We start from the raw sequence: 12342 nt of genomic DNA on the forward strand, positions 1-12342 counted from the left end.
CCCTGGTCGTGCGACGGGTCTAGGGCCGGGTACGGCGCGTGTAAACGGCGCGAGCGGCGGTTTAGGGCGCCAAATCGCCCTTCGGCGGTAACGCTTTCTGGAGGTACGCGATGATCGCCGCCTGTTCGGCGCTCGAGGCCTCGGCGCCCTTTTCGACCATGGCCTGGACGATGTCGGCCCAGGCCGCCGTCTTCTGGGTCCGATGGACGATGACCCCGGGCTCGTGGCAGCCGGTGCAGATCCGCACCGTCTCGCTGCGTCCGGCCCCGGCCGGCAGCGCGTCCGGGGTCTGGGCGGACGCCGTGCTCGCCGCCAGCAGGACGGCCAGGGCCAGCGGCCTCACACCCGCCCCGCCAGCGCCGCCGGCGCCGGGCCGCCGGCCGCCCAGTCGAGCAGCTCGACCGTGTGCACCACCGGCACCCGCGAGCCCCCGGCGATCTGGGTCAGGCAGCCGATGTTGCCGGCGGCGATGACGTCAGGCTTGGTCGCCTCAAGATTGGCGACCTTGCGCTCGCGTAAGCGTCCGGCCAGCTCCAGCTGCAGGAGGTTGTAGGTCCCGGCCGATCCGCAGCAGATGTGCGGCTCGATCGGCTCGACGATCGTCAAACCTGCCGCTTGCAGCAAGGCCTTGGGAACATTGCCGATTTGCTGGCCGTGCTGCAGCGAGCAGGCCGAGTGGTAGGCGACCCGCAGCGGCGGGATCCCGACCTGCGGCAGCGGTCCAAGTCCTTGAAGCACCTCGGTAATGTCCTTGGCCAGGGCCGAGACCTTGGCCGCCGGCTCGGCCCATTCGGCAGATTCCCGGAAGACGAAGCCGTAATCCTTCACGGTAGTCCCGCATCCGGAGGCGGTGACGATGATCGCGTCGAGCCCCTCGCCATCGATCTCGCGCATCCAGGCGGCGATGTTGGCCTGGGCCAGCAGGTGCGAGCGATCGGCCTTGCCCAGGTGGTGCGGCAACGCCCCGCAGCAGCCCGATCCGGGCGCGGTGACCACCTCGACCCCCAGGCGGTTCAACAGCCGGATCGCAGCGGCGTTGATCTCCGGCGCCAGCACCGGCTGCGCGCAGCCGGCCAACAACGCCACCCGTGCCCGGCGCTCGCCGACGGCCTTGAAAACCTGAGATTTTTCCGCGGGATCGGGCGGCGGCAGCCGCGCCGGCGCCATGGCCGCCATGCCCTTCAGCCGTCCCGGCAGCAGGCCGGCGAACGGCCGCCCGACCTGCGCCAGCCGCAGCGCCCAGCGGAACAGCGCGCGGTCCGGCAGCACCCGCGCCAGCATCGCCCGCAGGAAACGCTCCGGCCACGGACGAACATGATGCTCTTCGATATAGGCGCGCGCGTGATCGACCAGGTGCATGTAGTTCACGCCCGACGGGCAGGTAGTCATGCAGGACAGGCAGGAGAGGCAGCGGTCGACATGCTTGACCGCCCGCGGCGAGGGCGGCCCCCCCTTCTCGAGCATCTCCTTCATCAGGTAGATTCGGCCCCGCGGGCTGTCGAGTTCGTCGCCCAGCAGCAGGAAGGTCGGGCAGGTCGCGGTGCAGAACCCGCAGTGCACGCAGGTGCGGATGATCTTTTCCGACGACGCCGTATCCGGGTCGGCCAGTTGCGCGGGCGAGAAGCTGGTCTGCATCAGGCGTACATCCGGCCGGGATTGAAGATGCGCTGCGGATCGAACTGCGCCCGCACCCGCTCGGTCAGCGCGGCGACGCCCGCCGCCAGCGGCTGGAACGGCGCGACCTGCGCGCGCACCGCGGCGTCGGCGCGCATCAGGGTCGCATGGCCGTCGCCGCCGGCCACCTGCGCGAGCACCGCACGCACCCGCTCAGCGTGAGCATCGGGCGCGACCGGAAGCTCCAGCCATACCGCCCCGCCGCCCCAGTCATAGAAGCAGCGCCCGGCCAGCTCGTCGGCCAGACGCCGCCCGACCGCCGCGCCGAGCATCGGCGGAGCCGAGAGCTTCCAGACCTGGCCCTCGTCGCCGGCGAAGAAGGCCACATCGGCGATCTCCTTCCAGGCCAGCTGCGAGGCCTCGCGGTCCAGCACCGCCTGCCGCGTCTCGCTGGAGAGGACTTCGGCCAGGTGCGCGATCCGCGCCGTCACCGACGGGCCCACGCCCTCGACCCGCAGCAGGGTCACAGGTCCCTGCGCGGCCGAAAGCTCGCCGACCTGCGAACGCGCGGCGACGTCGACCGGCAGGTGCGCCGCCGAAGAGACCTGGGCCGGGCAGCCGAGCGCCTTGGCCATCACCCCCATCGCCGCCTCGTCGGTCAGGCCGCGGATCGCCAGGGTCTGCGCCTGCGGCGGCGCGGGCAGCACCTTCAGGGTCAGCTCGGTGATCACGCAGAGCGTGCCGAAACTGCCGGTGGCCAGCTTGGCGACGTCGAAGCCGGTGACGTTCTTGACCACCCGGCCGCCGGCCGCGAATGCTTCGCCAAAGCCGTTGACGCCCTTCAGCCCCAGGCAGTGGTCGCGCGGCCCGCCGGCCGTCAGCCGCCGCGGCCCGCCGCGCCCGGTCATCATCGCGCCGCCCAGCGTGCCCCGGCCTGCCGGCAGGCCCCAGAGCGGCCCGAAGTCCGGCGGTTCGAAGGCCAGGCATTGGCCCTGCTCGGCCAGCATGGCGGCGATCTCGCTCATCGGCGTCGCCGGCCCCGCGGCCAGGATCAGCTCCTCGGGTTGATAGGTGACGACGCCGCGCAACGCCGAAAGATCCAGGCTTACGTCGGCCTCGACCGGCCGGCCGAAACTGCGCCGCGTGCCGGTCCCGACGAGCTCCAGGGTCCGACCTTTGGCCAGCGCGTCCTTGACGGCCTGCTCGGCGCCCGGCGCATCCTTGGGTGTCCAGACCACGCTCAGAACCGATCCAGTTCAGGGAAGCGGACCTGGCCGCCATGGATGTGCACCCGGCCGAGCTCGGCGCAGCGGCACAGCTTGGGAAACACCTTGCCGGGGTTCAGCAGCCCGTCCTCGTCGAAGGCGCACTTCAGCCGCTGCTGCTGGTCGAGGTCGGCCGGCCCGAACTGCACCTCCATCAGGTCGCGCTTCTCGACGCCCACCCCGTGCTCGCCGGTCAGCACCCCGCCGACCTCCACGCAGAGGGTAAGGATCGCCGCGCCCAGCTCCTCGGCCCGGTGCAGTTCGCCCGGAATGTCGGCGTCATAGAGGATCAGCGGATGCAGGTTGCCGTCGCCGGCATGGAAGACGTTGGCGATGCGCAAGCCATACCGCTCCGACAGCTCGGTCATCCGCCGCAACACCAGTGGCAGGGTTCCGCGCGGAATGGTGCCGTCCATGCAGTAGTAGTCGGGCGAGATCCGCCCCACCGCCGGGAACGCCGCCTTGCGCCCGGCCCAGAAACCCTTGCGCTCGTCCTCGTCCATCGAGATCCGCAGGTAGCTGGCGCCGCAGCCCTCGCCGATCTCGCGCACCACCTCGATCAGGTGGTCGACCTCGGCCGGCGGGCCGTCCAGCTCGATGATCAACAACGCCTCGACGTCGAGCGGGTAGCCGACCTTCACGAACGCCTCGGCGGCGACGATGGCCAGGCGGTCCATCATCTCCATGCCCGCCGGAATGATCCCGGCGGCGATCACCGCCGCCACGCAGGCCCCGGCCTCTTCGACGTCCTGGAATCCCATCAGCAGGGCTCGCTGTGTCTCCGGCGCCTGCAGGATGCGGACCGTGACCTCGGTCACCACCCCGAGCAGCCCTTCCGAGCCGCAGACCACGCCCAGCAGGTCGAGGCCCTGCGGGTCCAGGTGCTTGCCGCCCAGCCGCATCACCGTGCCGTCGATCAGCACCAGTTCGACGCCCAGCAGGTTGTTGGTGGTCATGCCGTATTTCAGGCAGTGCACGCCGCCGGCGTTCTCGGCGACGTTGCCGCCGATCGAGCAGGCGATCTGGCTGGAGGGGTCTGGCGCGTAGTAGAACCCCTCGCCCGCCACCGCATGGGTCACCGACAGGTTGGTCACCCCCGGCTGCACCACGGCGCAACGGTTGGCGTAGTCGATGTCGAGGATGCGGTTGAACTTTCCGAGGCCCAGGATCACCCCGTCGGCCAGCGGCAGCGAGCCGCCCGACAGCGAGGTCCCGGCCCCGCGCGGCACGACCTTCAGGCCCACCCCGTGGCAATAGGCCAGCACCCGGCTGACCTGATCGACGGTCTCGGGCAGCACCACGATCATCGGACGCTGGCGGTAGGCGGTCAGGCCGTCGCACTCATAGGCGGCGAGACCCGCGTCGTCGTCGATCACCCCTTCGCCGGGAACGATGGCGCGCAACGCCGCCACGAACTCGGCGCGGCGAGCCAGCAGCCCCTGGTCGGGCGCGGGCATCAACATGGCGGCGACGCCGTTCTCATCATGGCCGCCCGGCCTCCCCGCTCGAACTGACGGCTCGACATAGCGCGGCCGCTCGGCCATGACCACCGCCGCAGCGCGGCCTGCTTCCCCTAGGTGAGCCCATTTCGTATACTGAATACGAAAAGCCGGCGCCGCAGCCGGGCAGTGAGCGTGGATGATGGACGGCGATTTTCCCCTGGGCGACCCGCATGGCGCCACGCCGACCACGCTGAAGTCGCACATCCTGCGCTTGCTGCGCCAAGCGATCCTGTCGGGCCGCTACCCGCCCGGCTCGCGGCTCAACGAGAGCCAGCTGGCGCGCGAGTTCGCCATCAGCCGCATCCCGATCCGCGAGGCGCTGATGCAGCTGCAGGAGAGCGGGCTGGTCACCAACCACGCCCGCCGCGGCATGTTCGTGACCAAGCTGACGCCCGAGGACGTACAGCGCATCAACAGCATCCGCGTGGTGCTGGAGGCCGAGGCCCTGCGGCTCTGCCAAGCCAACATGACCAAGGCCACGGCCGCGAAGCTTACCGCCATGGTCGAGCAGATGGAGGCCTGGGAGGTCGGCGACCGCCCGGCCGGGGCCACCACCGACTTCGAGTTCCACCGCGAGATTTGGGCGCTGTCGGGCAATCCCTACCTGGCGCGCACTCTGGACTCCCTGTGCACCGTCCTCTTCGCCCACGCCGCTCAGGACCGCGGCGAAACCATCAAGTGGCGGCTGAACCGGCATCGCGGACTGCTGGATGTGGTTTTGGGCCGCTCCAGCGTCTCACCAGAGGATGCCGTGATTGCACACCTGAGGGTCTCCTATGACGAGCCGGAGAGGTTCTCCAGCTTCGCCGCGACGCAACGGACCGACGAGCCGGCCGTTGACCGCTCGCGGCCGAAGCGCCGCACCTCAGCACGATGAGCAGGATCACCGCGATGACCGATCACACTCTCCTTCGCCTGGCTGCAGGATTCGCGCTCGCCGCCGGCCTGGCCTCCTCGGCGGCGGCCGCGCCGGCTCAGGGCGAGACGGTGTTCAAACAGCAGTGCGGAACCTGTCACGCGATCGCCCCCGGCGGCCCGGCCAAGCTCGGTCCGCCGCTGAAGGGCATGATCGGGCGCAAGGCCGGGACCGTGCCGGGCTACGCCTACTCCAAGGCCATGACTGGCTGGGGCCAGACGTGGACCACGGCCAATCTCGATGCCTACCTAGCCAAGCCCGCCGCGACCATGCCGGGCACCAAGATGCTGGTCGGGGTCGCCAACCCCGAGCAGCGCGCGGCGGTCATCGCCTACCTAGCCACGCTGAAGTAGCCGCCAACCCCCAGGTGCCCCATGAACACGGTTGACCTCCGGACGGGCGCCCGCCCCGCCGGAGCGCTTCAGCATGCCTGCCAGGCGGGCCGCGCGCCCGACTACCACGCGCTGGGGACGTTCTCGGAGACCTGGTCGTTCCTTGAGTACTTCCTGGAGCGCTGCGTGCAGGTCGGCGGCGGCGAGGCCGCCTACGACCAACCGCTGAGCCCGCGGCTCGACGCGCTGGAACGCCTCGGCGGCGAGGCCGCGGCGCTCGCCGCTGAGGTGCGGGCGCTCGCCCATCGCCGGCAGGCGGCGCTGCAGGACCTGGCCCGCGCCAGCCTAAGCCGCATGGGCCTGGGTCAGCTCGACGTGTCCGCCGCGCCGCAACCGGCAGCCGGCGACAAGGCGCTGGACGCCCTGCACATGCGGACCTGCGATCTGGTCCGCCGCGCGGTGCTGCTGCTCTGCGCCCTGGAAAAGGCGCGGGCCTGAGCCGCTTCAGCCCAGCGCCTGCGCCATCCGTTCGGCCAGCTTGCGGGCGACCTCGGACTTGGCGGTGCGGTCCCAGCGCTCGACTCCGTCCTTGGTGACGATCGAGACGGCGTTGTCGTCGCCGCCCATGGTGCCGGCGATGCTGACGTCGTTGGCGACGATCCAGTCGCAGCCCTTCTTGGCCAGCTTGGCCCTGGCGTACGCCTCGACGTCGTTGGTCTCGGCCGCGAAGCCGACCACCAGCCCCGGCCGCCGCGCCGACTGCGACAGGGTCGCCAGGATGTCGGGGTTCTCGACCAGGGTGATCGCCGGCGGGCCGTCGGCGCCCTTCTTCATCTTGGTCCCCGCCGCGCTCTCCGGGCGCCAGTCGGAGACCGCCGCCACGCACACGGCGATGTCCGCCGGCAGCGCCGCCTCGCAGGCGGCCAGCATCTCGCGCGCGGTCTCGATGTCGACCCGCCTGACCCCCGCCGGGGTCGGCACGGCGACCGGGCCGGCGACCAGAGTCACCTCGGCGCCGAGTTCGGCCAGGGCCTGTGCGATCGCAAAGCCCTGCTTTCCGCTCGACCGGTTCGTCAGTACACGGACGGGATCGATGGGCTCGGCGGTCGGTCCGGCGGTGACGATGGCCCGCTTGCCCGCCAGCGGCCGCGCCGCAGGGCCGGCCAGGGCGGCCATGATCGCCTCGAAGATCGCCGGCGGTTCGGCCAGCCGGCCAAAGCCGTATTCGCCGCAGGCCATCGCCCCTTCGTCAGGCCCGACGAACAGCACCCCGTCGGCCTTCAGCTGGGCGACGTTGCGGCGAGTGGCCGGATGCTCCCACATGCGCACGTTCATCGCCGGCGCCATCAGCACCGGCTTGTCCGTGGCCAGCAGGGTGGTGGAGGCCAGGTCGCTGGCGTGGCCGTGCACGGTCTTGGCGATCAGATCGGCGGTGGCCGGAGCGACGACGACCAGGTCGGCCGAGCGCGACAGCTCGATATGCCCCATCTCGGCCTCGTCGGTCAGCGAGAACAGCTCGGAATAGACCTTGTCCTCGCTGATCGCGGCCAGCGACAGCGGGGTGACGAACTGCTCGCCCGCCTTGGTCAGGATGGGCCGCACGCCGACGCCCGCCTTGCGCAGCAGCCGGGTCAATTCCAGTGTCTTGTAGGCCGCGATGCCGCCGCCGACGATCAGGAGAATCCGCTTGTCCGACAAGGCTTCGTGCCCCTCCGCAATGGTCGCTCGGTCATAGGCCATACGAAGCGGCTGGACAAACGTCGGTTTCCGTTCTTAATTTGTTCCACAACTTGGCCGTGAGAGGGAGACGACGGATGGCTGAGTACAAGATTGCGTTGAGCCTGGGCCTGGCCCTGATCCTGACCGCCGCCTGCGAGCGGCCCTCCGCCGTCGCCCAGAAGGACGAGGCGCCGTCGGCGTCGGAGGCGCGCCAGTTCGCCGCCGCGCCGTCCACGCCTCGGCAGACCGAGAGTCGCAATGCGCCGGTGCGCGAGCTCGACGGCCGCCCGATCTGGTCGGCCAGCCGCCGCGGCACTGCAGAGGAGAACGCCCAGCGCGCCTTCGACCGCAACGGCGAGGCGTTCGGCGCCCGCGACCTCGACGACTTCGTGCGCAAGGCCCACGCCTTCATCGAGACGCCCCCGGCCGGGACCCAGCGCCTGACCCGCGCCAACGGCGACGTCTTACTCTACGATCCCAAGGGCAACGTCTTCGCCGTCGCCAGCAAGGACGGCGCGCCGCGCACCATGTTCAAGCCCGACGAGGGTGCGGCCTATTGGGACGAGCAGAAATCCCGCCTGGCGCGGCAGGCCACCCGCCGCAGCGGGGACAACGGCGAAAGCTGACGGCTGGGCGGAGGGCGGCAATCAAACAAATGTTCGAACCGCCTCTTTCGCCGCTTCCGCCCCTGCGCTAGCGTCCGCGCCCAGCAATTGCAGACGCGGGAGACGGACATGAAAGCGGTGCTCAGCAAGGTGACGGGCGGACCCGAAACCCTGGTTTACGAGGACGTTCCCGCGCCGGAGGCCAAGCCCGGCCACGCGGTGATCTCGGTCAAGGCCGTGGGCGTGAACTTTCCCGACGTGCTGATGATCGAGGACAAGTACCAGGCCAAGCCGCCCCGTCCGTTCTCGCCCGGCGGCGAGCTCTCGGGCGTGGTCAAGGCGGTCGGCGAAGGCGTCACCAACGTCAAGGTCGGCGACCGCATCCTGGCCAACACCGGCTCGGGCGGCATGGCCGAGGAAGTCCTGCTGCCGGCCAACCGACTGTGGCACATCCCCGACTCCATGCCGCACGACATCGCCGCGGCGTTCATCCTGACCTACGGCACCTCGTGGCACGCGCTGAAGGACCGCGCCGACCTGAAGGCCGGCGAAACCCTGCTGGTGCTGGGCGCGGCCGGCGGCGTCGGCCTGGCGGCCGTCGAGCTGGGCAAGGCGATGGGCGCGCGCGTCATCGCGGCCTGCTCCAGCCAGGAAAAGGTCGACCTGGCCATCAAGCACGGCGCCGACTCCGGGATCGTCTACGGCCGCGGCCCGTTCGACCGCGACGGCCAGAAGGCGCTCGGTCAGCTGTTCAAGGAAGCCGGCGGCGAACAGGGCTTCGACGTAATCTATGACGCCATCGGCGGCGACTACGCCGAGCCGGCCCTGCGCGCGATCGCCTGGGAAGGCCGCTATCTGGTGGTCGGCTTCGCGGCCGGCGACATTCCGAAGATTCCGCTGAACCTGGCGCTGCTGAAGGGCTGCCAGATCGTCGGCGTGTTCTGGGGCACCTGGGCGGCGCGCAATCCCGAGCTGTTCGCCAAGAGCATCGACGAGCTGCTCGAGCTCTACGCCCAGGGCAAGGTCAAGCCGCACGTCTCCGAGCGCTTCCCGCTCGAGCGCGGCGCCGACGCCATCGCCCACCTGGGCAGCCGCAAGGCCATGGGCAAGGTCGTCGTCACCGTCGACTGACGAAGCTGGAGTGGAAGCCGCCGAAACGGCTTCCACTTTCCCCTGCCCCGCTCTAGTTATCGCCGATCATATAAAAAGATCGGGAGGCAAACATGGCGGGACGTCTGGACGGCAAGGTGGCGCTGATCACCGGCGGCGCATCGGGAATCGGGCTCGGCGCGGTCGAGTTGTTCGTCGCCGAAGGCGCCAAGGTCGTGGCGGCCGACATCCAGGACGAAAAGGGCGCGATGCTGGAGAAGCGCTTCCCCGGCCAGGTCGCCTACGCCCACTGCGACGTCACCAGCGAGGCCGAGATCGAGGCCGCGCTGCAGAAGGCCAAGACCGAGTTCGGCGGCCTCGACATCCTGTTCAACAACGCCGGCATCTCCGACCGCATGACCTCGATCGGCGAGATCACCGCCGACGGCTGGAGCTGGATCTTCGACATTCTCGTGCGCGGCCCCGCCCTGGGCATGAAGCACGCCGTTCCCCTAATGCTGGAGCGCGGCGGCGGATCGATCATCAACACCGCCTCGATCGCCGGACTGCAGGCCGGCTTCGGCCCCATCGCCTATTCGACCGCCAAGGCCGGCGTCATCCACATGAGCCGCGTGGCCGCCGCCCAGCTGTCGCCGCAGAAGATCCGCGTCAACGCGATCTGCCCGGGCCTGATCGCCACCTCGATCTTCGGCGCCTCCTTCGGCCTGCCGCGCGAGGTCGCCGACCAGATGGCGGCCCGCGTCGCCGAGAACGCCGCCGCCGCCCAGCCGGTGCCGAAGGCCGGCCTGCCCGACGACATCGCCCAGGCCGCGCTCTATCTGGCCTCCGACGCCGCGGCCTTCGTGTCCGGGACCCACATCGTCGTCGACGGCGGCATCACCGTCGGCGGCCGCCATTCGTGGGATCCCAACATGGTCTCGCCGTTCGCCACCATCCTCGGCGACCTGACGCCGCCGGCCCAGTCTTGAGCGAGAGCGCCGGCAAGCCGCGACTCGACCATAACGTCGAGGGGGCCCTCTGGATGGTCGCCTCGGCGGTCGGCTTCACGGCGATGACCACCCTGATCAAGTATCTGGGCGACGACTATCCGGCCGCGCTGCAGACCTTCTACCGGCAGCTGGCCGGCTTCATCGTTTTGCTGCCGATTATCCTCAAGCGGCGCGGGGCGGCCTTCGCCACCACGCGGCCGGGCATCCTGATCTTCCGCTCGGCCGCCGGCACGCTGGGGATGATCCTGTCGTTCTACGCCTTCCAGAAGATGCCGTTGGCCGACGCCAATGCGCTGTCGTTCACCCGCACCCTCTGGCTGGTGCCGCTGGCCGCGCTGGTGGTGCGCGAGACGGTCGGGCCGCTGCGCATCGGCGCCGCGGTGATCGGCTTCATCGGCGTGCTGATCATGCTGCGGCCCGGGGTCGGGGGCGATTTCGCCATCGGCTGGCCGGCCGCAGCGATGCTGGCCTCGTCGTTCCTGTTCGCCCTGACGATCACCGGCATGAAGGTGATGACCCGCGACCACTCGCCGACGGTGCTGCTGGTCTGGGCCGCGACCCTCGGCCTGGTCATGGGCATCCCCGGGGCGATCTTCACCTGGCGCTGGCCTGAGCCTGTCGACCTGGCGCTGCTAGCGGCGATGGGCGTGCTCGGGACCATCACCCAGGGCTGCTACATCAAGGGGATGGCCATCGGCGACGCCGCGGCCATGGCCCCGATCGACTACATTCGCCTGGTGTTCACGGTGATCGTCGGGGTGACCCTGTTTCACGAAATTCCGACCATCTGGACCATCGCCGGCGCCGGGGTGGTGGTCGCCTCGACCCTATTGATCACCTGGCGCGAGGCCGCGATCAGCCGGGCCGCACGCCGGGCCACCGCGGGGGATGAAGCGTCAGGCTAGTCGTCCTGGCGCTTCATGCGCTCCAGCACCTCCATCGCCTCGGCCTTGTGCTTGGGCTTCAGGTGGCGGCCGACGACAGCCAGCAGGGCGGCGAACACCGCCGCGTCGTCGGTGAACCCGACCACCGCCAGCACGTCGGGGATGGCGTCGGTCGGCAGCACGAAATAGGCGAGGCCCGCCATCATCATCGCCTTGGCCGTGGTCGGGGTGGTCGGATCCTTGGCGCAGAACCATACCGACAGGGCGTCGCCGGCGAACGGAACCTTGGCCGCCACCCGCCGGATCTTCGGCCAGAAGCCGCGGGCCACGCGGCGCTCGTTGACCCGCGCCACGGCCGGCGTCAGCGCCCGCGACGGGTCCAAGGCCTGCTTGGCGTCGAAAGCCTCGCCGTTGACGTGGGGTGACGCTTTTGAGTCCGCGCTCATCGGGCTAAAGCCTCGGATAACGAGACCCTATTAGACGTGAACGGGAGCCAAGCGTCCATGAAACTCGATTCCTCCATCGCTGCGGTCGTGACCGGCGGCGCCTCCGGCCTCGGCGAGGCCACCGTCCGCGCCCTGGCCGCCCAGGGCGTGAAGTGCGCCATCTTCGACATGAACGAAGCCAAGGGCGAAGCCGTGGCCAAGGAAGTGGGCGGCGTCTTCTGCAAGGTCAATGTGACCTCCGAGGAAGAAGTCGACGCGGCCTTCGCCAAGGCCCGCGCCGCCCACGGCCAGGAGCGCATCCTGGTCAACTGCGCCGGCACCGGCAACGCCATCAAGACCGCCAGCCGCGACAAGCAGACCGGCGAGGCCAAGCACTTCCCGCTCGACGCCTTCAATCTGATCATCCAGATCAACCTGGTCGGCACCTTCCGCTGCATCGCCAAGTCGGCGAAGGGCATGCTGGACCTGGAGCCGATCGACGGCGAGCGCGGCGCCATCGTCAACACCGCCTCGGTCGCGGCCGAGGACGGCCAGATGGGCCAGGCGGCCTATTCGGCGTCCAAGGGCGGCGTGGTCGGCATGACCCTGCCGATCGCCCGCGACCTGTCCGGCGACGGCATCCGCGTGAACACCATCCTGCCGGGGATCTTCAACACGCCGCTGATGAACGCCGCGCCGCCGCAGGTGAAGGAAGCCCTGGCCCAGTCGGTGCCGTTCCCCAAGCGCCTCGGCAACGCCGAGGACTACGCCTCGCTGGCCCTGGAGATGATCACCAACGGCTACTTCAATGGCGAAGACGTCCGTCTCGACGGCGCCATCCGGATGGCGCCCCGCTAAGCAGCCCGGCGAGGGGGGGCCCCCCCCCCCGCCCCCCCCCCCAAAAAAAAAAACAAAAAAAAAAAAAAAAAAAAAAAAAAAAAAAAAAAAAAAAAAAAAAAAAAAAAAAAAAAAAAAAAAAAA

At 69.7% G+C, this 12342-nt stretch carries 14 protein-coding genes; 8 read left to right on the top strand and 6 right to left on the bottom strand.

From position 1 onward, the window contains the following. Nucleotides 1–61: 61 nt before the first annotated feature. From OUA97_RS12200 to OUA97_RS12215, 4 genes are read right to left on the bottom strand one after another with little or no spacing between them, the layout of a single operon-like run. Nucleotides 62–343, bottom strand: a complete 282-nt coding sequence (locus tag OUA97_RS12200; RefSeq protein WP_267232164.1) for a hypothetical protein — start codon at nt 341–343, stop codon at nt 62–64. Then, nucleotides 340–1635 (bottom strand): glycolate oxidase subunit GlcF, encoded by a 1296-nt coding sequence (gene glcF, locus OUA97_RS12205; RefSeq protein ID WP_267232165.1) that lies wholly within the window; start codon nt 1633–1635, stop codon nt 340–342. The genes OUA97_RS12200 and glcF overlap by 4 nt, the downstream gene beginning before the upstream one ends. Beyond that, nucleotides 1635–2852: an FAD-binding protein gene (locus OUA97_RS12210; RefSeq protein WP_267232166.1), complete on the bottom strand. Its 1218-nt coding sequence runs from the start codon at nt 2850–2852 to the stop codon at nt 1635–1637. Before OUA97_RS12210 ends, glcF begins: the two co-directional genes overlap by 1 nt. Before the next feature lie 2 nt (nt 2853–2854). Continuing rightward, the gene (locus OUA97_RS12215; RefSeq protein ID WP_267232167.1) at nt 2855–4423 is read right to left on the bottom strand and encodes an FAD-linked oxidase C-terminal domain-containing protein; all 1569 of its coding nucleotides are present in this window, start codon (nt 4421–4423) and stop codon (nt 2855–2857) included. 97 nt (nt 4424–4520) lie between these two features. On the opposite strand from OUA97_RS12215, the gene OUA97_RS12220 reads away from it, so the two are divergent. Genes OUA97_RS12220 through OUA97_RS12230 form a run of 3 tightly spaced genes read left to right on the top strand, consistent with a single transcriptional unit; the run spans nt 4521 to nt 6127 of the window. Beyond that, on the top strand, nt 4521–5258 hold the full coding sequence (locus OUA97_RS12220) for a GntR family transcriptional regulator (RefSeq protein WP_267232168.1): 738 nt from the start codon (nt 4521–4523) through the stop codon (nt 5256–5258). Between the two features lie 14 nt (nt 5259–5272). Next, nucleotides 5273–5650, top strand: a complete 378-nt coding sequence (locus OUA97_RS12225; RefSeq protein WP_267232169.1) for a c-type cytochrome — start codon at nt 5273–5275, stop codon at nt 5648–5650. A gap of 21 nt (nt 5651–5671) precedes the next feature. Beyond that, entirely contained in the window at nt 5672–6127 is a 456-nt protein-coding gene (locus OUA97_RS12230; RefSeq protein WP_267232170.1) for a hypothetical protein, read from the top strand. A gap of 6 nt (nt 6128–6133) precedes the next feature. On the opposite strand, the gene coaBC is transcribed toward OUA97_RS12230, so the two are convergent. Next, nucleotides 6134–7327, bottom strand: a complete 1194-nt coding sequence (gene coaBC, locus OUA97_RS12235; RefSeq protein WP_267232180.1) for a bifunctional phosphopantothenoylcysteine decarboxylase/phosphopantothenate--cysteine ligase CoaBC — start codon at nt 7325–7327, stop codon at nt 6134–6136. A gap of 116 nt (nt 7328–7443) precedes the next feature. Here coaBC and OUA97_RS12240 point away from each other — a divergent pair, with 116 nt between their 5' ends. The 4 genes from OUA97_RS12240 (at nt 7444) to OUA97_RS12255 (ending at nt 10957) form a co-directional block, all read left to right on the top strand. Next, nucleotides 7444–7974: a hypothetical protein gene (locus tag OUA97_RS12240; RefSeq protein ID WP_267232171.1), complete on the top strand. Its 531-nt coding sequence runs from the start codon at nt 7444–7446 to the stop codon at nt 7972–7974. A 108-nt stretch (nt 7975–8082) separates the two neighbouring features. Beyond that, nucleotides 8083–9084 (top strand): NADPH:quinone oxidoreductase family protein, encoded by a 1002-nt coding sequence (locus OUA97_RS12245; RefSeq protein WP_267232172.1) that lies wholly within the window; start codon nt 8083–8085, stop codon nt 9082–9084. Between the two features lie 92 nt (nt 9085–9176). Continuing rightward, nucleotides 9177–10031 carry an SDR family NAD(P)-dependent oxidoreductase gene (locus OUA97_RS12250; protein WP_267232173.1) on the top strand — a complete coding sequence of 285 codons (855 nt, stop codon included), beginning with the start codon at nt 9177–9179 and terminating at the stop codon, nt 10029–10031. 53 nt (nt 10032–10084) lie between these two features. After that, entirely contained in the window at nt 10085–10957 is an 873-nt protein-coding gene (locus OUA97_RS12255; protein ID WP_267232181.1) for a DMT family transporter, read from the top strand. Here OUA97_RS12255 and OUA97_RS12260 read toward each other — a convergent pair. Next, nucleotides 10954–11382, bottom strand: a complete 429-nt coding sequence (locus OUA97_RS12260) for a YkvA family protein (RefSeq protein ID WP_267232174.1) — start codon at nt 11380–11382, stop codon at nt 10954–10956. The two genes, OUA97_RS12255 and OUA97_RS12260, sit on opposite strands and share 4 nt — an antisense overlap. A gap of 57 nt (nt 11383–11439) precedes the next feature. On the opposite strand from OUA97_RS12260, the gene OUA97_RS12265 reads away from it, so the two are divergent. Next, the gene (locus tag OUA97_RS12265; RefSeq protein ID WP_267232175.1) at nt 11440–12219 is read left to right on the top strand and encodes an SDR family NAD(P)-dependent oxidoreductase; all 780 of its coding nucleotides are present in this window, start codon (nt 11440–11442) and stop codon (nt 12217–12219) included. The last annotated feature ends 123 nt before the right edge of the window (nt 12220–12342 follow it).

Origin of the sequence: Phenylobacterium sp. 58.2.17, assembly GCF_026411515.1 — a bacterium.
Classification (GTDB): Bacteria; Pseudomonadota; Alphaproteobacteria; order Caulobacterales; family Caulobacteraceae; genus Phenylobacterium.